This window comes from Streptomyces sp. N35 (assembly GCF_016464295.1).
Classification (GTDB): domain Bacteria; phylum Actinomycetota; class Actinomycetes; order Streptomycetales; family Streptomycetaceae; genus Streptomyces.
Genome location: NZ_JAEIMH010000115.1, coordinates 1 through 23,523, shown reverse-complemented (window position 1 = coordinate 23,523; position 23,523 = coordinate 1). Strand labels below are relative to the sequence as shown.

The window sequence follows — 23,523 nt, the reverse complement described above, 5'->3', positions numbered from 1 at the left end:
GACCAGCTGAACGTCGCCATCAACGGCGTCTGGGTCTGCAAGAACGGCGGCGTCGGCGAGGACCGTGAGCTCGTCGACATGCGCTACCGCGAGGTGCACATCGTCGCCGACCTCGCGGCCGGCGCCGAGACCGCCACGATCTGGACCAACGATCTGACCGCCGACTATGTCCACGAGAACAGCGCGTACTCCTCATGAGCGATCCCAAGAGCATGAGCAATCCCGCCAGTACGACCCGTAAGCACACCGCCCTGCCCAAGGCGCAGATCCTCATCGAGGCGCTGCCCTGGCTCACCCGGCACCAGGGCAAGACCGTCGTCATCAAGTTCGGCGGCAACGCCATGGTCGACGAGGAACTGAAGTCCGCCTTCGCGCAGGACGTCGTCTTCCTGCACCACGCGGGCCTCAAGCCCGTCGTCGTGCACGGCGGCGGACCGCAGATCAGCAAGGCGCTCGACCGGCACGGGATCGTCAGCGAGTTCAAGGCGGGCCTGAGGGTCACGACCGAGGACGCGATGGACGTCGTACGCATGGTCCTCGCCGGCCAGGTGCAGCGTGAGCTGGTCGGACTGCTCAACCAGCACGGACCGCTCGCCATCGGCCTCACCGGCGAGGACGCGCACACCATGACCGCGACCAAGCATCAGCCGTGCGTCGACGGTGAGTTGGTCGACATCGGGCGCGTCGGCGAGATCACCGAGATCGACACCGGCGCCATCGAAGCCCTGCTCGCCGACGGCCGGATCCCGGTCGTCTCCTCGATCGCCCGCTCCCAGGACGACGGACATGTCTACAACGTCAATGCTGATACGGCGGCTGCGGCACTCGCTGCTGCGCTGGATGCCGAAACCCTGATGGTCCTGACCGACGTCGAGGGCCTCTACGAGGACTGGCCCGACTCCGACGAGGTCATCAGCAGACTCACCGCCACCGAACTCGAGAAGCTGCTCCCTGAGTTGGCGAGCGGCATGGTGCCCAAGATGGAGGGCTGCCTCTACGCCGTACGCAACGGGGTGCACACCGCCCGTGTGATCGACGGACGCGTACCGCACTCCATCCTTCTGGAGATCTTCACGGATGAAGGCATCGGCACGATGGTCGTGCCGGACGAGACCGAGGGGGACGCAGCATGAGCACCGCCGGAAACACGGCCTTCGCCGAGCGCTGGCAGAGCGCGATGATGAACAACTACGGCACCCCGCGCATGACGCTCGCCCGCGGTGAGGGCCTCAAGGTCTGGGACGCCGACGGCACCGAGTACCTCGACTTCGTCGGGGGTATCGCCGTGAACGCGCTCGGTCACGCCCACCCGGCGGTCGTCCGCGCGGTCAGCGACCAGGTCGCGACCCTCGGCCAGATCTCCAACCTCTTCATCGCCGAACCGACCGTCGCGCTCGCCGAGCACCTCCTGCGCTGCTTCGGCCGCGAGGGCCGGGTGTTCTTCTGCAACTCCGGTACGGAGGCGAACGAGGCAGCCTTCAAGCTGGGCCGGCTCACCGGACGCACCCACATGGTCGCGACCGAGGGCGGCTTCCACGGCCGGACCATGGGTGCGCTCGCGCTCACCGGACAGCCCGGCAAGCAGACAGGGTTCACGCCGCTGCCCGGTGATGTCACGCATGTCCCGTACGGGGATGTGGAGGCGCTGCGCGCGGCCGTGACGTCCGAGACGGCCTTCGTGATGATCGAGCCGATCCAGGGCGAGAACGGGGTGGTCGTACCGCCGGCCGGCTATCTGAAGGCCGCGCGGGAGATCACCCGGGCCACCGGGACCCTGCTGGTGCTCGACGAGGTGCAGACCGGGATCGGGCGGACCGGGCAGTGGTTCGAGTACCTCGCGCACGAGGGCGTCGAGCCGGATGTGGTCACGCTCGCCAAGGGGCTCGGCGGCGGCCTTCCGCTCGGTGCGGTCGTGGCGTTCGGGGCCGCGGCCGACCTGCTTCAGCCCGGCCAGCACGGCACGACCTTCGGCGGCAACCCGATCGCCTGCGCCGCGGGACTCGCCGTACTGGAGACGATCGAGGCCGAAGGGCTGCTCGAGAATGTCAAGGCGATGAGCGAGAAGCTCATTGACGGAATCGAGAATTCCGGACATACCCTCGTCGGCCATGTCCGGGGTGCGGGCCTGCTGCTGGGTATGGTGCTCACCGAGCCGCTCGCGCCCCTGGTGCAGCAGGCGGCTCAGGACGCCGGGATCCTGGTGAACGCACCCGCCCCCGATGTGGTCCGCCTGATGCCGGCGCTGACCATCGGCGACGCCGAGGTGGAGTCGTTCCTCCAGGCGCTGCCCGGCATCCTCGACCAGGCGCTCGCGGCCGGCCGGCCGACGGGGAGTGAGTGACGCGGAATGAGACGACGACGATGAGCCAGGCGCAGGAGAACGAGCAGGGCGGGCCGTCCGTACCGCAGACGCGCACCGCACGGCACCGCCGGATCGTGGACATCCTCAACCGGCTGCCGGTGCGTTCGCAGAGCCAGCTGGCGAAGCTGCTCGCGGACGACGGGCTGCACGTCACGCAGGCGACGCTCTCGCGGGACCTCGACGAGCTCGGGGCCGTGAAGATCCGCAACACCGGTGGTGAGCTGATCTACGCGGTGCCGAGCGAGGGCGGGTTCCGTACGCCGCAGGCGCCGCTCGGGGAGTCGGCGAAGGAGGAGCGCCTGAAGCGCATCGCGGGTGAACTCCTCATCTCCGCCGAGGCGTCCGCCAACCTCGTGGTCCTGCGCACACCCCCCGGCGCTGCCCAGTTCCTCGCCTCCGCCATCGACCAGGCCGAACTCCACGTCATCCTCGGCACCATCGCCGGCGACGACACCCTGATGCTGATCAGCCGCGACCCGGCCGGCGGCCAGGCCCTGGCCGATCACATGCTGCGGCTCACTCAGAACGAGCGCTGAGCGGCCCGCTCCGCCTGCGCGATCAGCGGGTGGCAGACCGAGATCCCCTCAGAGGAGATGCCGTACGACCTGCGGCATCTCCTCTGCCGCGTCCTCGACCGACCCCGAAGTGCGGCAGCACCATCCCGCGGTTGCATGACCATGCGGAGTGATGCATACTCTTCCTATGTCCAAGGTCCTCACTTCCCTTCCGGCCGGCGAGCGCGTCGGCATCGCCTTCTCCGGTGGTCTCGACACCTCCGTCGCGGTCGCGTGGATGCGCGACAAGGGCGCCGTCCCGTGCACGTACACCGCCGACATCGGCCAGTACGACGAGCCCGACATCGACTCGGTGCCGGGCCGCGCGAAGAGCTACGGCGCGGAGATCGCGCGTGCGGTGGACTGCCGCGCCGCGCTCGTCGAGGAGGGCCTGGCCGCACTGACCTGCGGCGCGTTCCACATCCGCTCCGGCGGCCGTGCGTACTTCAACACCACGCCGCTCGGCCGCGCGGTCACCGGCACCATGCTGGTCAAGGCGATGCTCGAGGACGACGTCCAGATCTGGGGCGACGGCTCGACGTACAAGGGCAACGACATCGAGCGGTTCTACCGCTACGGCCTGCTCGCCAACCCCAACCTGCGGATCTACAAGCCCTGGCTCGACGCCGATTTCGTCGCCGAGCTCGGCGGCCGCCAGGAGATGTCCGAGTGGCTGGTCGCGCACGGACTGCCCTACCGGGACTCCGCCGAGAAGGCGTACTCCACCGACGCCAACATCTGGGGCGCCACCCACGAGGCCAAGCTCCTCGAGCACCTCGACACGGGCGTCGAGACCGTGAACCCCATCATGGGCGTGAAATTCTGGGACCCGTCGGTCGAGATCCCCACCGAGGACGTCACCATCGGCTTCGCCCAGGGCCGGCCCGTCACCATCAACGGCAAGGAGTTCGCCTCCGCCGTCGACCTGGTGATGGAGGCCAACGCCATCGGCGGCCGGCACGGCCTGGGCATGTCCGACCAGATCGAGAACCGCATCATCGAGGCCAAGAGCCGCGGCATCTACGAGGCCCCCGGCATGGCCCTCCTTCACGCCGCCTACGAGCGCCTCGTCAACGCCATCCACAACGAGGACACCCTCGCCCAGTACCACAACGAGGGCCGGCGGCTCGGCCGTCTCATGTACGAGGGCCGCTGGCTGGACCCGCAGGCGCTGATGGTCCGTGAGTCGATCCAGCGCTGGGTCGGCGCGGCCGTCACCGGCGAGGTCACGCTGCGGCTGCGGCGCGGCGAGGACTACTCGATCCTCGACACCCAGGGCCCGGCCTTCAGCTACCACCCGGACAAGCTCTCCATGGAGCGCACCGAGGACTCCGCGTTCGGTCCGGTCGACCGGATCGGCCAGCTCACCATGCGCAACCTCGACATCGCCGACTCGCGCGCCAAGCTCGAGCAGTACGCGAGTCTCGGCATCCTCGGTGTGGAGTCCGCGGCCGCCACCGGCCTGATCGGCACCATGCCCGAGGGCGGCGCCCAGGCGATCGCCTCGCGCGGCGAGGCCGCGGACGACGACGAGGCCCTGGACCGGGCCGCGATGGAGTTCGGCACCGACTGACCGGCGCCCGCCGCACGTAACGTCAGTCGCACGTAGCGTCAGGCGCCTCCCCGCCCCCTGGCGGGGGGGCGGCCGCACCACCCCCCCCCTCTTGAGGACCCCCCCCCAGGGACCCCCCCCGCCGCCACCCCCCGCCTGTGGGGCGCCCGCTTCGCCGACGGACCCGCCGAGGCGCTGGCGAAGCTGTCCGCGTCCGTCCACTTCGACATGCGCCTCGCGCCGTACGACATCGCGGGTTCGCGCGCCCACGCCCGCGTGCTGCACAAGGCGGGGCTGCTCACGGCCGATGAGCTCGCGCGCATGATCGGCGGGCTCGACCAGCTCGAACAGGACGTCGTGAGTGGTGAGTTCACCGCCACGATCGCCGACGAGGACTGCCACACCGCCCTGGAGCGTGGCCTCCTCGAGCGGCTCGGCCCCGACCTCGGCGGCAAGCTGCGGGCCGGCCGGTCCCGCAACGACCAGGTGGCCACGCTCTTCAGGATGTACCTGCGCGACCACGCCCGGATCATCGGCGGCCTGATCGCCGACCTCCAGGACGCGCTCGTCGGTCTCGCCGAGGCGCACCCGGACGTCGCGATGCCGGGTCGTACACATCTGCAGCACGCCCAGCCGGTGCTCTTCGCCCACCACGTACTCGCGCATGTGCAGTCCCTCTCGCGGGACGCCGAGCGGCTGCGGCAGTGGGACGAGCGCACGGCCGTATCGCCTTACGGATCGGGCGCGTTGGCCGGCTCCTCGCTCGGCCTCGACCCGGAGGCGGTCGCCAAGGACCTCGGCTTCGAGCACGGCAGCTCGGGCAACTCGATCGACGGCACCGCCTCGCGTGACTTCGTCGCCGAGTTCGCCTTCATCACCGCGATGATCGGTGTGAACCTCTCGCGGATCGCCGAAGAGGTCATCATCTGGAACACGAAGGAGTTCTCCTTCGTGACGCTGCACGACGCGTTCTCCACCGGCTCGTCGATCATGCCGCAGAAGAAGAACCCGGACATCGCCGAGCTGGCGCGGGGCAAGTCCGGCCGGCTGATCGGCAATCTGACCGGGCTCATGGCGACGCTGAAGGCGCTGCCGCTCGCGTACAACCGTGATCTTCAGGAGGACAAGGAGCCGGTCTTCGACTCCTGCGACCAGCTCGAGATCCTGCTGCCCGCCTTCACGGGGATGATGGCCACGCTCACCGTCCACCGGGAGCGTCTGGAGGAGCTGGCGCCGGCCGGCTTCTCGCTCGCCACCGATATCGCCGAGTGGCTGGTCAAGCAGGGTGTGCCGTTCCGTGTCGCGCACGAGGTCGCGGGCGAGTGCGTCAAGGTCGCCGAGGCGCAGGGCACGGAGCTCGACGAGCTCACGGACGAGCAGTTCGCGAAGATCTCGGCCCATCTGACCCCCGAGGTCCGCACGGTTCTCACCGTTCCGGGCGCGCTCGCTTCCCGCAACGGGCGCGGCGGTACGGCGCCGTCCGCGGTGGCGGTCCAACTGGCCGAGGTCAAGCAGGACTTGGCGGTCCAGCGGGCTTGGGCGGACGCCAAGAAGTAGCTCCAGCTCCACCCGGCTGTGGGCAGTCGTGCCGCAGGGCGGCACGGGTGGGCACAGCGGCACCCCCGCCGGAGGCGCGCACGAGCAGCGCGCTCCCGGACGGGGGTGTTCGTGCGTTGGCCCCGCGGGCGCCCGGGAGCAGCGGTGCTGGAGACGCTCGTACCCCAGGTGAGACATTGATGTCTCACCTGGGGTACAGTCGTCTCATGGCAGTCGACCGTGAGCACATCCTCCGCAGCGCCGCAGCGCTCCTGACCCGCAAGGCCACGTCCACGATGGACGAAGTGGCCAAGGCGGCCGGGATCAGCCGCGCCACCCTGCACCGGCAGTTCGCCGGCCGGGACGCCCTGATCCGGGCGCTCGAAGCGCTGGGTCTCGAGCAGCTCGAAACCGCGCTCGACGCCGCACGGCTCGACGAGGGGGACGCCGCCGACGCCGTGCGCCGGCTCGTCGCCGAGGTGGAGCCCGTCGCCGGATTCCTCGCCTTCCTCGTCACGGAGAACCAGCTCTTCGAGACGGATGCGATGAACGAGGGCTGGACCCGGATCGACGACCGCATCTCGGCCCTGTTCCGCCGGGGCCAGGAGTCCGGTGAGTTCCGGATCGACCTGTCGCCCGTGTGGCTGACCGAGGCGCTCTACGGCCTGGTCGGCTCCGGGGCCTGGGCCGTGCAGGACGGCCGGGTCGCCGCCAAGGACTTTCAATTCATGATCGTCGAGTTGCTGCTCGGCGGTGTACGACGGAGCGTGGAGAAATGACCAGCGCACAGCAGGCGCCCGCACCACAGATCGAACGCCATCCGGGTCGCTGGCTGGCACTGGCCGTCCTTGTCTTCGCGGTGCTGCTCGTCGCCGTCGACGCGACGGTGCTCGGTCTGGCGACCCCGTTCCTCAGCGAGGACCTGAAGCCCTCGGGCACCCAGCTCCTGTGGATCGGCGACGTCTACTCCTTCGTGATCGCCGGTCTGCTGGTCTCCATGGGCAGCCTCGGCGACCGGATCGGCCGTAAGAAACTGCTGCTCGTGGGCGCCGTCGCGTTCGGCGCGGTGTCGGTGCTCAACGCGTACGCCACCAGCCCCGAGATGATGATCGTGGCCCGGGCGCTGCTCGGTGTCGCCGGTGCGACCCTGATGCCGTCCACGCTCGCCCTGATCCGCAACATCTTCCACGACCCCAAGGAACGCAGCGTCGCCATCGGCATCTGGGGCGCGGCCGCCTCCGCGGGTGCCGCCGTCGGACCGGTCGTCGGCGGCGCGCTCCTCGAACACTTCTGGTGGGGCTCGGTCTTCCTGATCAACCTGCCCGTGATGGCGGTCCTGGTGATCGTCGGCATCAAGATGCTCCCGGAATCGCGCAACCCGAACCCGGGCCCGTGGGACCTGATCAGCGTCGGCCTCTCCCTGGTCGGCATCGTGGCGGTCGTGTACGCCATCAAGGAGGCGGCGGTGCACGGCTTCCGGTGGGACATCGCCGTGTCCGCGGTCCTCGGCGCGCTCTGTCTGATCTGGTTCGCGCGACGGCAGATGAAGCTCGCATCGCCGCTGCTCGACATGCGGCTCTTCCAGCACCGGGGTTTCTCGGGCGCGGTGCTCGCCGACCTCCTGACCATCCTCGGCCTCTCCGGCCTGGTGTTCTTCCTCTCGCAGTTCCTCCAACTGGTGCAGATGCGCTCGCCGTTGGACGCGGGACTCATCGAACTGCCCGCCGCCATCGGGGCGGTGCTCACCGGCCTGTACGCCGGTGTCATCGCCCGCAGGGCATCGGTGCGGCTCGCCGTGTCCGGTGGTCTCACCGCGATCGGGCTCGCCCTGGCCGCGTGCACCCTGCTCGACGCGAACACTCCGGCGCTGCAGATGTGTCTGGCCCTGTTCATCGGCGGCGCGGGCGCGGGGCTTGCCTTCACCGTGACCGCGGACGTCATCCTCACGGCCGTGCCCAAGGAGCAGGCGGGCGCCGCGTCCGCGGTCTCCGAGACGGCGTACGAACTGGGTGCGGCCCTCGGCATCGCCCTGCTCGGCTCCGTGGTGACCGGCATCTACCGCGGGTTCGAGGCGCCCGCGGGGGTTTCCGGGGACACGCTCGCGGCGGCACGCGACTCGCTCGGCGGGGCCGTCGAGGCGGCCAGGGACCTGCCGCAGGAGCAGGGGGCGGCGCTCCTTTCCGCGGCGCAGAACTCCTTCACCAGCGGGTTCGAGACCGCCGCCGGGGTGGCCTCGGCGGTGCTGCTCGCCACCGCGGTGGCGGCCTGGTTCCTGCTGCGGGGGCAGAAGTTGGAGGACGGCGTCGAGCACTGACAGGTCAGTAAGTCGAGCACTGACCGCTCATTGAGTCGAGCACTGACCGCTCAGCAGGACGCCGAGGGCTCTTTAAGCCCGTTTTCGCCTCGTGATGATGGTCTGGCCTTCCGAGCCCTTACTGCTCTGGAGGCCAGACTCATGTCTCGTACGCGCAAGTACGTCCTCGCCTCGGTCGCCGCACTCGCCGCTGCGGGCATCGCCACAGGAGCCGGCGGCGCGTTCGCCGACGACGGCGGAGACTCGCCGAAGCACGTGCGGATCGTCGTCGACGAACGCGGAGCCGGAGCGGGCGATACGGCCGGCAAGGAGGACTGCCCCGGCAAGGGCAGCGGCGCTCCGGCCTCCGGGGTTCCGGCGGAGGCGCTGTGAGCGTCGCCCTCGCACCCGATGACCAAAAGCTTCTGGAAGAAGCGCTGTTCGAGGTCAAGCGGGTGATCGTCGGCCAGGACCGGATGGTGGAGCGGATGTTCACCGCGGTCCTGGCCCGCGGCCACTGTCTGCTGCAGGGCGTGCCGGGAGTCGCGAAGACGCTCGCCGCGAAGTCCCTGGCCGAGGTGGTCGGCGGGCACTTCGCCCGGATCCAGTTCACCCCCGACCTCGTACCGTCCGACATCACCGGCACCCGGATCTACCGGGCGTCCCAGGAGACCTTCACCGTCGAACCCGGGCCCGTCGTCGCCAACGTGGTGCTCGCCGACGAGATCAACCGGGCCCCCGCCAAAGTCCAGTCGGCGCTGCTCGAAGTGATGGCCGAGCGACAGGTCTCCCTCGGCGGCAGGACCATCGAGGTCCCCGAACCCTTCCTCGTACTCGCCACGCAGAACCCCATCGAGTCCGAGGGTGTGTACCAACTGCCCGAGGCCCAGCGCGACCGGTTCCTGCTCAAGGTCGAGATCGACGTGCCGAGCGAGTCCGAGGAGCTGGCGATCCTCTACCGCATGAGCACCGACCCGCCGCGCCCGCGCCGTGTGCTCACCCCGTCCGTGGTCCTGTCATTGCAACGCGCCGCCGACGAGGTGTTCGTGCACCACGCGGTGGCCGAGTACGCGGTCCGGCTCGTGTGCGCGACCCGTGAACTGGCCGGTCCCGAAGGGCGCTTGGCGCACGGCGCCGGTCCCCGCGCCACGCTCGGCCTGGTCGCCGCCGCCCGTGCGCTGGCCCTGCTGCGCGGCCGTGGCTACGTCCTGCCCGCCGACGTACACGCACTCGCCCACGACGTCATGGCGCACCGCCTCGTCCTGTCCTTCGACGCCCTGGCCGACGGGGTCGAGCCCGGGGCCCTGGTCGACGAGGTGCTCGCGGCCGTCGAACAGCCGAGGATCAGCCCGCGCGAGGTCACCGCCGGGGAGGAGGCGGCATGACCGCGCTCGGCGAGCTGACCCCCGAACAGGCCTTGCGGCACCTTCAGTTGCTGTTCACGCGCCGCGTGGACGGCATGCTCCAGGGCGACCACCGCGGCCTGAACACGGGCCCGGGTACAGAACCCGACCGCACCCGCGTCTACGAACCGGGCTCCGACGACGTACGCCGGATCGACTGGAACGCCACCGCCCGCACCACCGTCCCCCATGTCCGCCTCACCGAGGCCGAACGCGAACTCACCACCTGGATCGTGCTCGACGCCTCCGCCAGCATGGACTTCGGCACCGGGCGGATGGAGAAACGCGACCTCGCGGTCGGCGCCGCCGCGGCCGTCGCCTTCCTCACCGAACGCTCCGGCAACCGCATCGGCGCCCACATCACCGGACCCGGCGGCATCCTGCGCATCCCCGCGCGCACCGGCCGCCGCCATCTCCTGTCGATCCTGTACGCCGCATTGGACCGCCCCCGGGTCGCGGCCGGCCCGCAGCTGCACTCCCTCGGCGACACTCTGCGCACGCTTCGCTCCCTCAGGCGGCGCGCACTTGTCGCGGTCGTCTCCGACTTCCTGGAGGACGGCTGGGAGCGGCCGCTGCGGGCCGTCGCGCGCCACCACCAGGTGCTCGCCGTCGAGACCGTCGACCCGCGCGAACTGGAGCTGCCCCCGGTCGGACTGCTCACCCTCGTGGACCCGGAGACCGGCCGGCGGCGCGAAGTATCCACCCAGGCACGTCGGTTACGGGAGCGCTACGCGGCCGCCGCCCTGGAACAGCGTGCCCAGATCGAGCAGGCGATACGGGCCGGTGGCGCGGCCCATCTGCGGCTGCGCACCGACCGCGACTGGGTCCGTGATGTCGTACGCCATCTCGCGGAGCAGCAGCGCAGGTCCGGAGGTGTGGCATGACCCTCGGCTCGCCCGGCTGGCTCCTGCTCCTCGTACCGCTCGTCGCGCTCATCGGCCTTTACGTGGTGATGCAGCGCAGACGCGAGAAGTACGCGGTCCGCTTCACCAACCTCGATCTGCTCGACAAGGTGGCGCCTTCGCGTCCCGGCTGGCGCCGGCACGTCCCCGCGGCGGCGTTCTGCGCGACACTCGCCCTGCGGGTCGTCGGCTTCGCCCGGCCCGGCGTGGACGCCCGGGTGCCGCGGGAACGGGCCACGACCATGGTCGCGTTCGACGTCTCGGCGTCCATGGAGGCGACCGATGTGGCGCCGAGCCGCTTCGAGGCCGCACAGGACGCGGCGCTCGGCTCCGTGGAACGGCTGCCGGAGCGGTCCAACGCGGGCCTGGTGCCGTTCAGCGGCTCCGCGCCGGTGGCCGTGCCGCCGGGCACGGACCGGGAAGCGCTCCGGACGGCCATCGAGAGCCTGCGTACCGGCGAAGGGACCGCCATAGGCGACGCGGTGATCGCCGCGCGCGACGCCGTACGACGGCTCGACGCCGAAGCGGGTGAGAACCCTCCGCCCGCGCATGTCGTCCTTCTGTCCGACGGCGCCAACACGGTGGGACGCTCGGTGAGTTCGGCGGCCGCCGCCGCGGCCGAGGCGCGGATCCCGGTCTCGACCATCGCGTACGGCACGCAGGACGGGGCGATCGAGACGCCCTCGGGTGGACGGGTACCCGTACCCGTCGACGGCCCCGCACTCGAAGAGCTCGCCTCGGCGACGGGCGGAGACTTCCACGAGGCGGCGTCCGGGGAAGAACTGGAGGAGGTCTACGACGACATCGGCAGCTCCGTCGGACATCGCACGGAGGAGCGTGAGGTGTGGGCGTGGTTCGTCGGTGCCGGCCTGGCGGCGGCGCTCCTGACCGCGGCCGCGTCGCTGCTCTGGTTCTCGCGGCTGCCGTGACGCCGCACGCGGCTGCCGTGCCGCTTCGCGCGGTCGACGTGATGCATTGCACGGTCGGCGTGATGCCTCGCGCGATGGCCGTGACGCTGACTTGGGAGGAAGCATGAGCGACCCCTACCACCAGGGTCTGGGCGAGCCCCGAGGTCCCGCCTTCACCCCGGGGCGGCCGCCGCCCCCGTTCGGGCAGCCGTATCCGGCGCGGCCGTACCACCCGACGCCCGAGCCGGCCGCGCCGCCCCGGCAGCGCACCGCGCGTCCGGTGCTGGCCGCGATCGTCGCCGCGGTGCTCGCCGGGGGCGGCGCGGGTTCGGGGGCCGGCCGGTTGGGGGACGAGGGCGCCGCGCCGCCCCCCGCCGGCCGAGACTCCGCCGGACTCGACGCCGTGGCGGCGCAGGTGCTGCCCAGCGTGCTCTCCGTCGAAGCGCCCGGCGGCCAGGGATCCGGGTTCGTCTTCGACCGCGAGGGACGCATCCTCACCAACGCCCATGTCGTCGGCGAGAGCCCGCAAGTCGTCGTGGTGCTGCAGAGCGGACGGCGGGTGCCCGCCCAAGTGCTCGGCACCGACCCGGCGTTGGACGTCGCCGTGCTGCGGCCCGAGAGCACCCGGGGCCTCACCCCCGCCCGCCTCGCCCCCGACGCGGAGCCCGCCGTCGGCGACACCGTGCTCGCCATCGGCTCCCCGCTCGGCCTCTCCGGCACCGTGACCTCCGGCATCGTCAGCGCGCTCGACCGCAAGGTCAGCCTCGGCGACGGCGATCAGAGCGCCCTGCAGACCGACGCCTCCATCAACCCCGGCAACTCCGGCGGCCCGCTGGTCGACGCCGACGGACAGGTCATCGGGATCAACACCGCCATCGCCACCCTCGACCGGGAACGCGGCGGTTCCATAGGCATCGGCTTCGCCATCCCCGTGGGTGAGGCGCTGCGGTCCGCCGAGTCGATCGTCGCGGGCGACTGAACCGAGAGAGGGAGGGGCTGCGCATGCGGCTGCTGTTCGTCGAGGACGAGGAAGACCTCGTCACCGCAGTCAAGGTCGGCCTCGTCAGAGCGGGGTACGCGGTGGACACCGCCCCCGACGTCGCCTCCGCCCTGGAAAAGCTCGGCGTCAACGAGTACGACCTGGTACTGCTCGACCTGACACTGCCGGACGGCGACGGCTTCGCGGTCTGCCGGGCGGTGCGCACCGCGTCCGGCGGGCCGCGGATCCTGATGCTCACCGCGCGCGACCGGCTCGCGGACCGGGTCCGTGGGCTCGACGAGGGCGCCGACGACTATCTCGTCAAACCGTTCGCGCTGCCCGAACTGCTCGCCCGTATACGGGCGTTGCTGCGCAGAGAGGAAGGCGGCACCTCGGTCGTGGAAGTGGGTGAACTCCGCCTGGACACCGCCCGCTTCGAAGCCTTCCGCAGGGAGCGGCCCCTGCAGCTGACGCCCAAGGAGTTCGGCGTACTGCACTATCTGATGACGCGCCCCGGCCGGGTCGTGCCGACCGAGGAGCTGCTCGAGCATGTGTGGGACGAGCATGCCGATCCGTTCACCAACACCGTCCGGGTGACGGTGGGTTCACTGCGGCGGAAGATCACCGGGGACGAGGAGCCCCTGATCGAGACGGTGATCCGTGCGGGATACCGCCTCAAGGAGACGCCCGCGTCATGAAACGTCCTCGCCTCGTGAAGAGCTCCCGGCTCGTAAGGCGCCCCCACCTCGTCACGAGCCCCCGCCGCAGGATGCGCCTCCGTCTCCCCGCCTTCACCCACACCATCCGCTTCCGCCTCACCGTCCTGTACTCGGCGCTGCTCTTCGCCCTCACCTCCCTCGTACTCGGCGGTGTCTACTTCGCCGTCGAGCGCAGTGGCGAAGCGCACCCGGTGACCAAGCAGTTCACCGCGCAGAAGTACATCGACGGCCGGTTCGCGTACGAATTCCAGGGGGTCAAGGTCGAGGAGGTCGAGGCGGCGGTCAACTACGAGACCCTGGCCAACCTGCGCCAGGTCTCCTTCGTGGTGCTCGGCGGAGTGGCCGTCGCGAGCCTGGGCATCGGCTGGATCCTCTCCGGCCGAGTGCTGCGCCCGGTGCGCTCCATCTCCCGTACGGCGGCCGACATCCAGGCCACCGACCTCTCCCAGCGCATCCGTCTGGACGGCCCGCGCGACGAACTGCGCGATCTCGCCGACACCGTGGACTCCATGCTGGAACGCCTCGACGACGCCTTCGACGCCCAGCGCCGGCTGATCGACGACGCCTCCCACGAACTGCGCAGCCCGCTCGCGATCATCCGCGCCAACCTCGACGCGGTCCTGAACGCCGAGGAGTCCGACGAGGAGGAACGCAGGGCGGCGGTACGGGTGGTCGACCGCGCGACCACCCGTATGACCAGGCTGGTGGAGGATCTGCTCGCCACCGCGCGCCGTCAGGCCCCCGCACTCGCCGACAGCGATGTGGACCTGTCGGCGGCGGTCGCGGACGCCTGCGAGGAGTTCGAACTCCGGGCGGCGGAAGGCGATGTGGTGATCCGCGGGCGGCTGCCGCCGGGTCTCATGGTGATCGGCGACCACGACGCGCTACGGCGCGCGGTCGGCAATCTGCTCTCCAACGCGGTCCGCCTGTCCCCGCCCGGATCCGTGATCACGGTGACGGCGGGCCGGGACGACGACGGCCGGGTCCTGACGTCCGTGACGGACCAGGGCCCGGGCATCGCGGACGCCGACCGGGAGAAGGTCTTCGACCGCTTCTGGCGCGCGAGCGGGGACGCGGGACAGAGCCGTGAGCCGGGACGGAGTGCCGAGGCGGGCCAGAACCGTGAGCCCGGACAGAACCGTGAGCCCGGACGTGACCGTCACGCCGGTCTGGGCCTGGCCATCGTCCGGCAGATCATCGAGTCGCACGGCGGAGAGGTACGGGTGACCTCCACGCTCGGCGCGGGGGCGACCTTCACGCTCCGGCTGCCGGCCCGCACCGACGAGGAGTGACCGCGCCCGGGATGCTCCCGGGATTCAGGCGGCCTTGGCCTTCGTGGCGTACATGTCGACGTACTCCTGGCCGGACAGCGCGAGCACCTCGGACATCACCGAGTCGGTGACGGCCCGCAGCACATAACGGTCACGGTCCATGCCCTCGTACCGCGAGAACTCCATCGGCTCGCCGAAACGCACCGTCACCTTGCCCGGCCGCGGCACACCCGCGCCACCCGGCTGGATCTTGTCGGTGCCGATGATCGCGAAGGGCACGACAGGCGCGCCGGTCATCAGCGTGAGGCGGGCGATGCCCGTGCGGCCCCGGTACAGGCGGCCGTCGGGGGAGCGGGTGCCCTCGGGGTAGATCGAGAAGACCTTGCCCTCCTCGAGCACACGCCGGCCGGTCATCAGCGCTGCGACTCCGCCGCGGCCGCCGTCGCGGTCGACGGGGATCATGCCGGTTCCGGTGAAGAACCAGGCCATGACACGGCCCTTGATGCCCTTGCCGGTCACGTACTCGTCCTTGCCGATGAAGAAAACCTGCCGCTTCACACTGAGCGGCATGATCATCGAGTCGATGAACGTGAGGTGGTTGCCCGCGAGAATCACGGGCCCCGTGCCCGGAATGTTCTCCGCACCCTCCACCCGTGGGCGGAACATCAGGCGCAGGACCGGGCCGAGTACTGCCTTGATGAGGGTGAAGCGGGACAACGAGTCCTCCGGTGTCAAAGGCTGGCGGGGTTGTCAGTGCAGGTGAGGACGATACTCGCGGTTCCACTGTCGTTGCACGTCGGGTTCATCACGTGGATACGCAGAGTTGACGTGGCTTTGCGCTGAGTTTGTGCTCCGTTGGCTTCACAGGCTCCCCTTCGTCACATCCGGCCCCCTAGCATCGGTCACTCGCGTGGGCAGGTGCGGGACATCACAGACGGACGGCTACTACTCCTCGTACGGGCACGTACTGCTGAGCCTCATCGCACGTACGGCCGCGTACGACGTCGGAAGGACACCGATGACGCAGGGCAAGGCGAACGGGCAGCAGAGCGGCGGACCGGGGCGGCGGGCGGTGCTGACCACCGCGGTCCTCGGGGCGGGCGGCGCGGCACTCGGCGCAGCTCCGGCCGCGAGAGCGGACGAGCGCCGCGGCGGCGGCTTCAGAGGACTGCCGGTGCCGACCGTGATCGCGCACCGGGGCGCGAGCGGCTACCGGCCCGAGCACACCCTCGGCTCCTACCAGTCGGCGCTCGACATGGGCGCCCATGTGATCGAGCAGGACCTGGTGCCGACCAAGGACGGCCACCTTGTATGCCGTCATGAGAACGACATCACGGGCACGACGGATGTCGCCGACCACCCCGAGTTCGCGGGCCGCAAGACGACCAAGAGCGTCGACGGGGTCTCGTACACGGGCTGGTTCACCGAGGACTTCACGCTCGCCGAGCTGAAGACGCTGCGCGCCAAGGAGCGCATCCCCGGCACGCGCCAGGAGAACACCCTCTACGACGGCCGCTGGGAGGTGCCCACCCTGGAGGAGGTCTTCCAGTGGGCCGAGCGCGAAGGACGCAAGCGCGGCCGTGAGATCTGGCTGCACATCGAGACCAAGCACCCGACGTACTTCCGGGGGATCGGCCTGGGGCTCGAGGAGCGGCTCGCCAAGCTCCTTCGCAAGTACGGGCGGCACAAGAAGCACTCCCCGAACTTCCTGCAGTCCTTCGAGCCGAGCAGCATCGAGCGCCTGAACAAGCTGGTCGACGCCCCGCTGGTCGTGCTGCTCTCCTCCGCGGCCTCCCGGCCGTGGGACTTCGTCGAGGCCGGTGATCCGCGCACGGTCGCCGATCTGGTCAAGCCCGAGGGTCTGGCGTGGATCGCCTCGTACGCGCAGGGCATCGGCCCGACCCTCGACCTGATCATCCCGAGGGACGCGAGCGGCAAGCTGACGCAGCCGACCACGCTGGTGCGCGACGCCCACGCCGAGGGCCTGATCCTGCACCCGTACACGATGCGCAATGAGAACACCTTCCTGCCGGCCGAGTTCCGCCGCGGCACGGTGGCGAGCGACTACGGGGACGCCTTCGGGGCCTTCAAGGTCTGGTTCGAGACCGGTATCGACGGGATCTTCACCGACAACCCGGATACGGGGCTGCTCGCCGCCGCGGACTTCTGGGACTGATCGTCAACGCCCTTGCCCAGGGCTCCCTTTGCGGCCCCCCCCCCCCCCCCCCGGCTCCGTTTGGGGGGCGCGCCCCAGTCCTGAGCCGCATGAACACCAGCGATCTGCTGCTCGAGCTGCGTCCCCTGCTGAGGGCCGAAGCCGCCGCCGAGGCGCCCGCGGGCGTCGAACCCGCCGACCTCGAACAGGACGTGTGGCTCCGTCTGTTGGAGCGGATCCACGCGGCAGGGCCACCTCCGGCGCCCGCCGACTGGCTGCGCAGGACTGTGCGCGGGGAGGCCCGGAGACTGCGTCGTACGACCCGGGCCGAGACGTCCTACGAAGCCGAACCCGCGGCCGCCGTCGAGGCCTGCCCCGAACGCCTCGCCCTGCGCGCGGAACACCACAGGACCGTGCGTGACGCCGTGCGCCGGCTGCCCGGACGATGCCCCGAGCTCCTTGCGGCACTGCTGTCCCGGCAGGACCTCACCTACCGTGAGATCGCAGGGGAGTTGGGTATCTCACAGGGCAGTCTGGGCCCGGAACGTTCCCGATGCCTGGGTTGTCTGCGCAGAATCCTCGCGGCGGAGGTTGCGGCACCTGACCGGAGGGGAAAGGTGCGACGTAAGCAACCGGCGGACAGGTGAGCGGGAGGCATGCACACATGGGCATGAGCGTGACCATCTCTGCGGCGACCGAGCAGGACGCCGAGCAGATCCTCAAACTGCAGTACCTCTGCTATCAGACCGAGGCGGAGATCTACGGGGACTACTCGATCGAGCCGCTCACCCAGTCGCTCGACTCGATCAAGGCCGAACTCTCCAGTGGCACGGTCCTGGTGGCCCGGCTCGGCCCCGAAGTGGTGGCCTCGGTACGCGGCACCGTGGACACCGACGGAACGGCGCGGATCAACAAACTGATCGTGCATCCCCGGATGCAGCGCCACGGGCTCGGCGGCCGGCTCCTGATCGCCGTCGAGGAACGGCTCGCGGCGGCGGGCGCGGTCAAGCACTATCAGCTGTTCACGGGCCACCGCTCGGAGAACAACCTGATGCTCTACCGCAAGCACGGTTACGTGGCGGTGGCGACGCAGCCGGTCAGCGAGCGGCTGACCCTGGTGACCCTCGCCAAGGACGCGGAACCGGCGGCGTATGCGGCGAGTGCCTGAGGCCGGACGGTTCAGACGGCTGCGGCGGTACGGGCCCGGCGCAGCCAGAACACCGCGGTGACCGGCAGCAGCACCGGGATGAACAGATAGCCCATCCCGAAGTCCGACCACACCGTGGCGTCGGGGAACGCGGACGGATCCACCAGCGTCCACGTCCCGACGACGAGGACGCCCACCAGCTCGGCGGCGCAGCAGGCCAGCGCCGCCTTGCGGGCCGTCTCGCCGCCGCGGACCAGGGTGTACGTGATGAACGCGTAGACCAGGGCGGCGATCGCGGAGAGCGAGTAGGCGAGCGGGGCGCGGTCGAACTCCGAGGAGATCTGGTACGCCGAGCGCGAGACAGCGCCGACCACCATCACCCCGTACAGCCAGACGAGCAGCATGCCGGGGCCGCCGATCAGCTTGGTGCGCTGTGTGCCGACGGGCTTGGCGCTGTCCGTCATCTCGGCCTCCCCAGGTGTCGAAGACATCTCAGCCTCCCCAGATGTCATAGAGCCGCACCTCGAGCACGGCGAGCACTACGGCGCCCGCGGCGACGGTCGCGCTGCCCCAACGGCTGCGCTCGGCAAGCGACATGAAGGCCACCGCCGGAATCGCGCAGACCGTGCCGATCAGATACGCCACGAACAGCGTCGTGCCCTGCTCGGGGTCGTTGTCGCCGGTCAGGTGCACGATGCCCACGATCAGCTGGACCACCGTGAGCAGCGTCACCACGGCCATGCCGATGAAGTGCCAGTCCTTGGTCGGCTGGTCACGGAAGGCGGCGAAACCGCACCAGGCGGCAAGGGCGAGCGCGGCCACCGAAGTCGCGATCGTCAGGGCGTCGAGCATGCCCGGAAGCCTAATACGGCCCAAACGGCCCGCCGCGCCCGGGCCGGGGCGCTACCCGGTCGCGGGCCGGGGCGATACCCGGTCGCCGGCATTCGGCCGTGCCGCTTAGGGTCGAAACCATGAAGATCCAGGCCGAAGCCCTCCTGTTCGACAACGACGGAACCCTCATCTCCTCCATGGAGTCCGTGTACCGCTGCTGGCGGCGCTGGGCCGAGGAGTACGGGATCACCGCGGAGGACTTCGCGCGGGTCGAGCTGCACGGCCGCCCGGCGGTCGAGATCATTTCCGAGCTGCTGCCCTCGGAGAAGATCCCCGAGGCCCTCGCGCGGATCGAGCAGCTCGAGGTCGAGGACGTGCCCGGCGGTGTGGTCGTACTGCCCGGCACCAAGGAGCTGGTGACCTCGCTGCCGCGGAACCGCTGGGCCGTCGTCACCTCCGCGACCCGGCCGCTGGCCGAGGCCCGGCTGCACGAGGTGGGCATCGACTTCCCCGTGATGATCGCCGCCAACGACATCACCCGGGGCAAGCCCGACCCCGAGCCCTTCCTGCTCGCCGCCGAGCGCCTCGGCGTCGACCCGGCCCGCTGCGTGGTCTTCGAGGACGCGCCCGCCGGACTCGCGTCGGGCCGCGCCGCGGGCATGATCACCGTGGCGTTGACCACAACGCACACCGCCGACGAGCTGTCTGCGGATTACGTGGTGAAGGACCTGTCGGCCGTGTTCGCGCAGGCCATCGACGGTGGCGTGGAGCTCACGGCCAGAGACTGACCCCCTCCGGATGTCCGCTCCCTGGGTGCGGCTGTCCGCATTGCGGACAGCCGTGATCCGCTCGTAAGCCTGTCTGCTTTACTTGATCCCATGACCACGACGAGCAGCCGCACCCTTGCGACCGAGGCGATGATGACGCCCGGTGCTCGTTGTATGTGTCGAATGCGCGCCTTCTAGAGGGCCCCTGCACCACACTCGCGCCCCGAAGCGAGACCGCTGAGCCACCTTCTGCGACCTCAGGTCGAAGGATCCGGCCGGCCTCCGCGCACGACGAAATTCCTCCGCCGAGTCACGGCCACAGCTGTGCCCTCGGACGTGCTCGGCTTGTCGAACTTCCGAAGAAGAAATGCCCCGTGCCCGGTGCACACGCTGCGCCGCGCACTCGACAGTGACGGAAACCCCAGTGATCACCACTTCCGGCCTGACCAAGGTCTACCGCTCACGCGGTCGTGAAGTAACCGCCCTCGACGGAGTCGACCTCCAGGTGCGCGAGGGTGAGGTGTTCGGCGTCATCGGCCAGTCCGGCGCCGGCAAGTCCTCCCTGATCCGCTGCATCAACCTCCTGGAGAGGCCCACCTCCGGCACCGTGACGGTCGACGGCGTCGACCTCACCGCCCTCGCCGGCCGCGGACCGCGCGCCGGCAAGGAGCTGCGGGAGGCCCGCAGCAAGATCGGCATGGTCTTCCAGCACTTCAACCTGCTGTCCTCGCGCACCGTGCAGGGCAATGTCGAGGTGCCGCTCGAAATCCTCGGCGTCTCCGGCAAGGAACGCTCCCGCAAGGCGCTCGAACTGCTCGACCTGGTCGGTCTCGCCGACAAGGCGAAGAACTACCCGAGCCAGCTCTCCGGCGGTCAGAAGCAGCGCGTCGGCATCGCCCGCGCTCTGGCCGGCGACCCGAAGGTGCTGCTCTCCGACGAGGCCACCAGTGCGCTCGACCCGGAGACCACGCGCTCGATCCTCGAGCTGATCCGCGACCTCAACCGGCAGCTGGGCCTGACGGTCCTGCTGATCACGCACGAGATGGACGTCGTCAAGACCATCTGCGACTCCGCCGCCCTGATGGAGAGCGGCCGGATCGTCGAGTCCGGCACGGTCGCCGAGCTGCTCGCCACCCCCGGCTCCCAGCTCGCCGACGCCCTGTTCCCGGTCAGCGGAGAGGCCACCGACGTGGACCGCACCGTCGTCGACGTCACCTTCCACGGCGAGGCCGCCACCCAGCCGGTCATCTCGCAGCTCTCCCGTACGTACAACATCGACATCTCGATCCTCGGCGCCGCGATGGACACCGTCGGCGGCAAGCAGGTCGGCCGGATGCGGATCGAACTGCCCGGCCGGTACGAGGAGAACGTCGTGCCGATCGGCTTCCTGCGCGAGCAGGGCCTCCAGGTCGAGGTGGCCGGGGACGAAGCGGCCGCTCCGCTGCTGGTCACGGACGGCGCCGCGAACCCGCTGCTCGTCAAGGAAGGTGTCGCGAAGTGACCTGGAACGAGATGCAGCCGCTCCTGGAGACCGCCTCCCTGGAGACGCTGCGGATGGTCGGCTGGTCGACCCTGATAGCGATCATCGGCGGACTGCCGCTCGGTGTCTTCCTGGTCCTCACGGACCGCGGCGGCCTGCTGCAGAACGCGGCCGTGAACAAGGTCGTCGGCCAGATCGTGAACATCGGCCGCTCGATGCCCTTCATCATCCTGATGGTCGCCCTGATGCCGCTGACCCGGTCGATCACCGGCACCACGATCGGTGTCGAGGCCGCGATCGTGCCCCTCGCGATCGGCGCGATCCCGTTCTTCGCCCGGCTCGTCGAGACCTCGGTACGCGAGGTGGACCACGGGCTCGTCGAGGCCGTGCAGTCGATGGGCGGCAACACCTGGGCCGTCGTGCGCAAGGTGCTCGTCCCCGAGTCGCTGCCCTCGCTGATCTCCGGCGCCACCACCACCGTCGTCGCGCTCATCGGCTACTCGGCGATGGCCGGCGCGGTCGGCGGCGGCGGACTGGGCAACATCGCCATCACGTACGGCTATCAGCGTTTCGAGACCGGCCTCATGTGGGTCACCATCGCGATCCTCGCCGTGGTGATCTCCGTGATCCAGTTCATCGGCGATTACGCTGCGCGCGCCGTCTCCCGCAAGGGCCGCGGCTCGACCACCCCCAAGCTCCGTCTGCTCCGCAACACCCCGGCACCCGCCGCGGTCGCCGAGCCGACCAAGGCTTCCTGAGCGTCCCCCCGGATTTCCGAACTCCCCCCACAGCAATGCCCCCGGCACCTGCCGCCGGGTCGCACCACCCATTGGAGAAAGGCACTTTTCGTGCGTAACACTGCCAAGATCACCGCTGCTGTTCTCACCACCGGAGCCCTCACCCTCGGCCTCGCGGCCTGCGGCTCCGACAGCGGCTCCGGTTCGGCCGACGCCGACGGTCCGCTGATCGTCGCCGCCAGCCCCACCCCGCACGCCGACATCCTCACCTACGTCAAGGACAACCTGGCGAAGAAGGAGGGCCTCGACCTGGAGGTCAAGGAGTTCACGGACTACGTCCAGCCGAACACCGCGACCCAGGACGGCTCCGTCGGCGCCAACTACTTCCAGCACAAGCCGTACCTCGACGACTTCAACAAGAAGAACGGCACCGACCTGGTCTGGGTGAACGACGTCCACCTGGAGCCGCTCGGCCTCTACTCGCAGAAGATCAAGAAGACGGACGAGCTGGCCAAGGGTGCGACCGTCGCGCTGCCCAACGACACCACCAACGAGGGCCGCGCGCTCAAGCTGCTCGACGCCAACGGCATCATCAAGCTCAAGACCGGCGCCGGGCTCGACGCGACCCCCGCGGACATCGCCGAGAACCCCAAGAACCTCAAGTTCAAGGAGATCGAGGCGGCCCAGCTGCCGCGCTCGCTCGGTGACGTCGACGCCGCGGTGATCAACGGCAACTACGCCGTCGAGGCAGGCCTCAGCCCGAAGCAGGACGCTCTTGTCAGCGAGACCCCCAAGGGCAACCCGTACGCCAACGGTCTCGTGGTCAAGAAGGGCCAGGAGAACGACCCGCGCGTCAAGAAGCTCGCGAAGCTCCTGAACTCCGACGAGGTCAAGAAGTACATCGACGACAAGTTCGACGGCGCCGTCGAGCCCGCGTTCTAAGAACACGGAACCAGGGGAGGGCGCGCCATGCGGCACAGCATTTCCGCTCGTAAGAAGGTCGTCTCCGCCGTCGCGGTCGCCGGTGCGCTCGTCGCACTGAGCGCCTGCGGCGGCGGGGCGGACCCGGCCTCGGGCGGCGACAAGAACGGCAAGCTCGTCGTCGGTGCCACACCCGTGCCCGCCGGTGAGGTTCTCGCGTACATCCAGAAGGACCTGGCGAAGAAGAAGGGCCTCGACCTCGAGGTCAAGGAGTTCACGGACTACGTCCTGCCGAACACCGCACTCGACGAGGGCAGCCTCGACGCCAACCTCTATCAGAACGCGCCGTTCCTGGACGACTTCAACAAGTCCAAGGGCACGGACCTCACGTCGGTGACCGGGGTCTACCTGCCGCCGATGGGCGTGTACTCGAAGAAGACGAAGGATGTGTCCTCGCTGAAGGACGGTGCCGTCGTCGCCGTCCCGAACGACACCACCAACGAGGGCCGGGCGCTGCAACTGCTCGCCTCCCAGGGCGTGATCGAGCTCGAGAAGGACGCGGGCACCACCGCCTCACCGGCGGACATCACGAAGAACCCGAAGAAGCTCGTCATCAAGGAGCTCGAACCGGCCCAGCTGCCGCGCTCCCTCGACGATGTGGACGCGGCCGTCATCAACAACAACTTCGCGCTGGACGCAGGCCTCAGCCCGAAGGACGACTCGATCCATCTCGAGTCCGTCGAGAACAACCCGTACGTCAACATCCTCGCCGTGAAGAAGGGCGACGAGAGCGATCCGCGGGTCAAGAAGCTGGCCGAGCTGCTCACTTCGCCCGAGGTGAAGCAGTTCATCGAGGACAAGTACAAGGGGTCCGTGCTGCCCGTCGAGAGCTGACGGTCGCGGCCATGGCCGCGGCGGTGGAGCGGTTCTGACGGTTTGTCGACTTGCGCTCGACATCGGCTCGATCCCTGTTACCACAGGGCCCGCACCCTCAAGGTGCGGGCCC

26 protein-coding genes are annotated in these 23,523 nt (G+C 69.8%); 23 read left to right on the top strand and 3 right to left on the bottom strand.

The features are described from left to right. The 15 genes from JAO81_RS37995 to JAO81_RS37925 form a co-directional block, all read left to right on the top strand. Positions 1-198 (top strand): bifunctional ornithine acetyltransferase/N-acetylglutamate synthase (locus tag JAO81_RS37995; protein WP_199552560.1); only part of this gene is annotated, 198 nt, incomplete at its 5' end. Next, the gene (argB, locus tag JAO81_RS37990; RefSeq protein WP_233416501.1) at positions 195-1,133 is read left to right on the top strand and encodes an acetylglutamate kinase; all 939 of its coding nucleotides are present in this window, start codon (positions 195-197) and stop codon (positions 1,131-1,133) included. The genes JAO81_RS37995 and argB, both read left to right, overlap by 4 nt. Further along, on the top strand, positions 1,130-2,341 hold the full coding sequence (locus JAO81_RS37985) for an acetylornithine transaminase (protein ID WP_199552559.1): 1,212 nt from the start codon (positions 1,130-1,132) through the stop codon (positions 2,339-2,341). Before argB ends, JAO81_RS37985 begins: the two co-directional genes overlap by 4 nt. A 20-nt stretch (positions 2,342-2,361) precedes the next feature. Beyond that, the gene (locus tag JAO81_RS37980) at positions 2,362-2,898 is read left to right on the top strand and encodes an arginine repressor (RefSeq protein ID WP_199552558.1); all 537 of its coding nucleotides are present in this window, start codon (positions 2,362-2,364) and stop codon (positions 2,896-2,898) included. Between the two features lie 166 nt (positions 2,899-3,064). Continuing rightward, positions 3,065-4,489 (top strand): argininosuccinate synthase, encoded by a 1,425-nt coding sequence (gene argG / locus JAO81_RS37975; RefSeq protein ID WP_199552557.1) that lies wholly within the window; start codon positions 3,065-3,067, stop codon positions 4,487-4,489. Positions 4,490-4,624: 135 nt separating this feature from the next. After that, a complete protein-coding gene (gene argH, locus JAO81_RS37970) occupies positions 4,625-6,025 on the top strand; it encodes an argininosuccinate lyase (protein ID WP_199552564.1) in 1,401 nt (466 codons plus the stop codon). Positions 6,026-6,231: 206 nt separating this feature from the next. Beyond that, positions 6,232-6,783: a TetR/AcrR family transcriptional regulator gene (locus JAO81_RS37965; RefSeq protein ID WP_233416500.1), complete on the top strand. Its 552-nt coding sequence runs from the start codon at positions 6,232-6,234 to the stop codon at positions 6,781-6,783. Next, the gene (locus JAO81_RS37960; RefSeq protein ID WP_199552555.1) at positions 6,780-8,318 is read left to right on the top strand and encodes an MFS transporter; all 1,539 of its coding nucleotides are present in this window, start codon (positions 6,780-6,782) and stop codon (positions 8,316-8,318) included. The genes JAO81_RS37965 and JAO81_RS37960 overlap by 4 nt, the downstream gene beginning before the upstream one ends. Before the next feature lie 141 nt (positions 8,319-8,459). Beyond that, on the top strand, positions 8,460-8,690 hold the full coding sequence (locus JAO81_RS37955) for a hypothetical protein (protein ID WP_199552554.1): 231 nt from the start codon (positions 8,460-8,462) through the stop codon (positions 8,688-8,690). After that, positions 8,687-9,682 (top strand): AAA family ATPase, encoded by a 996-nt coding sequence (locus tag JAO81_RS37950; protein ID WP_307814122.1) that lies wholly within the window; start codon positions 8,687-8,689, stop codon positions 9,680-9,682. Before JAO81_RS37955 ends, JAO81_RS37950 begins: the two co-directional genes overlap by 4 nt. Then, a complete protein-coding gene (locus JAO81_RS37945) occupies positions 9,679-10,584 on the top strand; it encodes a DUF58 domain-containing protein (protein WP_199552553.1) in 906 nt (301 codons plus the stop codon). The genes JAO81_RS37950 and JAO81_RS37945 overlap by 4 nt, the downstream gene beginning before the upstream one ends. Beyond that, the gene (locus JAO81_RS37940) at positions 10,581-11,531 is read left to right on the top strand and encodes a VWA domain-containing protein (RefSeq protein WP_199552552.1); all 951 of its coding nucleotides are present in this window, start codon (positions 10,581-10,583) and stop codon (positions 11,529-11,531) included. Before JAO81_RS37945 ends, JAO81_RS37940 begins: the two co-directional genes overlap by 4 nt. 103 nt (positions 11,532-11,634) lie before the next feature. Next, positions 11,635-12,489: a S1C family serine protease gene (locus JAO81_RS37935; RefSeq protein WP_199552551.1), complete on the top strand. Its 855-nt coding sequence runs from the start codon at positions 11,635-11,637 to the stop codon at positions 12,487-12,489. Between the two features lie 23 nt (positions 12,490-12,512). Continuing rightward, the gene (locus JAO81_RS37930; protein ID WP_199552550.1) at positions 12,513-13,187 is read left to right on the top strand and encodes a response regulator transcription factor; all 675 of its coding nucleotides are present in this window, start codon (positions 12,513-12,515) and stop codon (positions 13,185-13,187) included. Further along, positions 13,184-14,500, top strand: a complete 1,317-nt coding sequence (locus JAO81_RS37925; RefSeq protein ID WP_199552549.1) for a cell wall metabolism sensor histidine kinase WalK — start codon at positions 13,184-13,186, stop codon at positions 14,498-14,500. The genes JAO81_RS37930 and JAO81_RS37925 overlap by 4 nt, the downstream gene beginning before the upstream one ends. A 24-nt stretch (positions 14,501-14,524) precedes the next feature. Here the strand turns inward: JAO81_RS37925 and JAO81_RS37920 are convergent, their stop codons facing one another. Then, positions 14,525-15,196: a 1-acyl-sn-glycerol-3-phosphate acyltransferase gene (locus tag JAO81_RS37920; protein ID WP_199552548.1), complete on the bottom strand. Its 672-nt coding sequence runs from the start codon at positions 15,194-15,196 to the stop codon at positions 14,525-14,527. Positions 15,197-15,497: 301 nt separating this feature from the next. Between JAO81_RS37920 and JAO81_RS37915 the strand changes: the two genes are divergently transcribed. From JAO81_RS37915 to JAO81_RS37905, 3 genes are all read left to right on the top strand, one after another. Continuing rightward, positions 15,498-16,655, top strand: a complete 1,158-nt coding sequence (locus JAO81_RS37915; RefSeq protein ID WP_199552562.1) for a glycerophosphodiester phosphodiesterase — start codon at positions 15,498-15,500, stop codon at positions 16,653-16,655. 89 nt (positions 16,656-16,744) lie between these two features. After that, the gene (locus tag JAO81_RS37910; RefSeq protein ID WP_199552547.1) at positions 16,745-17,281 is read left to right on the top strand and encodes an RNA polymerase sigma factor; all 537 of its coding nucleotides are present in this window, start codon (positions 16,745-16,747) and stop codon (positions 17,279-17,281) included. Between the two features lie 17 nt (positions 17,282-17,298). After that, positions 17,299-17,802, top strand: coding sequence for a GNAT family N-acetyltransferase (locus tag JAO81_RS37905; RefSeq protein ID WP_165332441.1), 504 nt, complete (start codon positions 17,299-17,301; stop codon positions 17,800-17,802). Between the two features lie 11 nt (positions 17,803-17,813). On the opposite strand, the gene JAO81_RS37900 is transcribed toward JAO81_RS37905, so the two are convergent. After that, on the bottom strand, positions 17,814-18,245 hold the full coding sequence (locus JAO81_RS37900; RefSeq protein WP_199552561.1) for a hypothetical protein: 432 nt from the start codon (positions 18,243-18,245) through the stop codon (positions 17,814-17,816). Positions 18,246-18,273: 28 nt separating this feature from the next. Further along, on the bottom strand, positions 18,274-18,633 hold the full coding sequence (locus tag JAO81_RS37895; protein ID WP_199552546.1) for a hypothetical protein: 360 nt from the start codon (positions 18,631-18,633) through the stop codon (positions 18,274-18,276). Between the two features lie 119 nt (positions 18,634-18,752). Between JAO81_RS37895 and JAO81_RS37890 the strand changes: the two genes are divergently transcribed. From JAO81_RS37890 to JAO81_RS37870, 5 genes are all read left to right on the top strand, one after another. After that, positions 18,753-19,400, top strand: a complete 648-nt coding sequence (locus tag JAO81_RS37890; RefSeq protein ID WP_199552545.1) for an HAD family hydrolase — start codon at positions 18,753-18,755, stop codon at positions 19,398-19,400. A gap of 403 nt (positions 19,401-19,803) precedes the next feature. After that, positions 19,804-20,880 carry an ATP-binding cassette domain-containing protein gene (locus JAO81_RS37885; protein ID WP_199552544.1) on the top strand — a complete coding sequence of 359 codons (1,077 nt, stop codon included), beginning with the start codon at positions 19,804-19,806 and terminating at the stop codon, positions 20,878-20,880. Then, positions 20,877-21,617 (top strand): methionine ABC transporter permease, encoded by a 741-nt coding sequence (locus JAO81_RS37880; RefSeq protein WP_199552543.1) that lies wholly within the window; start codon positions 20,877-20,879, stop codon positions 21,615-21,617. Before JAO81_RS37885 ends, JAO81_RS37880 begins: the two co-directional genes overlap by 4 nt. A 90-nt stretch (positions 21,618-21,707) precedes the next feature. Continuing rightward, on the top strand, positions 21,708-22,538 hold the full coding sequence (locus tag JAO81_RS37875) for a MetQ/NlpA family ABC transporter substrate-binding protein (RefSeq protein ID WP_199552542.1): 831 nt from the start codon (positions 21,708-21,710) through the stop codon (positions 22,536-22,538). Positions 22,539-22,565: 27 nt separating this feature from the next. Next, on the top strand, positions 22,566-23,411 hold the full coding sequence (locus JAO81_RS37870) for a MetQ/NlpA family ABC transporter substrate-binding protein (protein WP_199552541.1): 846 nt from the start codon (positions 22,566-22,568) through the stop codon (positions 23,409-23,411). Positions 23,412-23,523: the final 112 nt, after the last annotated feature.

Bases quoted from the DNA above. Each gene is read 5' to 3' on its own strand.
- JAO81_RS37930 (WP_199552550.1), top strand. From the start codon at position 12,513: ATGCGGCTGCTGTTCGTCGAGGACGAGGAAGACCTCGTCACCGCAGTC.
- JAO81_RS37940 (WP_199552552.1), top strand. From the start codon at position 10,581: ATGACCCTCGGCTCGCCCGGCTGGCTCCTGCTCCTCGTACCGCTCGTC.
- JAO81_RS37890 (WP_199552545.1), top strand. From the start codon at position 18,753: ATGAAGATCCAGGCCGAAGCCCTCCTGTTCGACAACGACGGAACCCTC.
- JAO81_RS37955 (WP_199552554.1), top strand. From the start codon at position 8,460: ATGTCTCGTACGCGCAAGTACGTCCTCGCCTCGGTCGCCGCACTCGCC.
- JAO81_RS37895 (WP_199552546.1), bottom strand. From the start codon at position 18,633: ATGCTCGACGCCCTGACGATCGCGACTTCGGTGGCCGCGCTCGCCCTT.
- argB (WP_233416501.1), top strand. From the start codon at position 195: ATGAGCGATCCCAAGAGCATGAGCAATCCCGCCAGTACGACCCGTAAG.
- JAO81_RS37960 (WP_199552555.1), top strand. From the start codon at position 6,780: ATGACCAGCGCACAGCAGGCGCCCGCACCACAGATCGAACGCCATCCG.
- JAO81_RS37905 (WP_165332441.1), top strand. From the start codon at position 17,299: ATGGGCATGAGCGTGACCATCTCTGCGGCGACCGAGCAGGACGCCGAG.
- argG (WP_199552557.1), top strand. From the start codon at position 3,065: ATGTCCAAGGTCCTCACTTCCCTTCCGGCCGGCGAGCGCGTCGGCATC.
- JAO81_RS37985 (WP_199552559.1), top strand. From the start codon at position 1,130: ATGAGCACCGCCGGAAACACGGCCTTCGCCGAGCGCTGGCAGAGCGCG.
- JAO81_RS37910 (WP_199552547.1), top strand. From the start codon at position 16,745: ATGAACACCAGCGATCTGCTGCTCGAGCTGCGTCCCCTGCTGAGGGCC.
- JAO81_RS37945 (WP_199552553.1), top strand. From the start codon at position 9,679: ATGACCGCGCTCGGCGAGCTGACCCCCGAACAGGCCTTGCGGCACCTT.
- JAO81_RS37935 (WP_199552551.1), top strand. From the start codon at position 11,635: ATGAGCGACCCCTACCACCAGGGTCTGGGCGAGCCCCGAGGTCCCGCC.
- JAO81_RS37980 (WP_199552558.1), top strand. From the start codon at position 2,362: ATGAGCCAGGCGCAGGAGAACGAGCAGGGCGGGCCGTCCGTACCGCAG.
- JAO81_RS37870 (WP_199552541.1), top strand. From the start codon at position 22,566: ATGCGGCACAGCATTTCCGCTCGTAAGAAGGTCGTCTCCGCCGTCGCG.
- JAO81_RS37965 (WP_233416500.1), top strand. From the start codon at position 6,232: ATGGCAGTCGACCGTGAGCACATCCTCCGCAGCGCCGCAGCGCTCCTG.
- JAO81_RS37915 (WP_199552562.1), top strand. From the start codon at position 15,498: ATGACGCAGGGCAAGGCGAACGGGCAGCAGAGCGGCGGACCGGGGCGG.
- JAO81_RS37925 (WP_199552549.1), top strand. From the start codon at position 13,184: ATGAAACGTCCTCGCCTCGTGAAGAGCTCCCGGCTCGTAAGGCGCCCC.
- JAO81_RS37900 (WP_199552561.1), bottom strand. From the start codon at position 18,245: ATGACGGACAGCGCCAAGCCCGTCGGCACACAGCGCACCAAGCTGATC.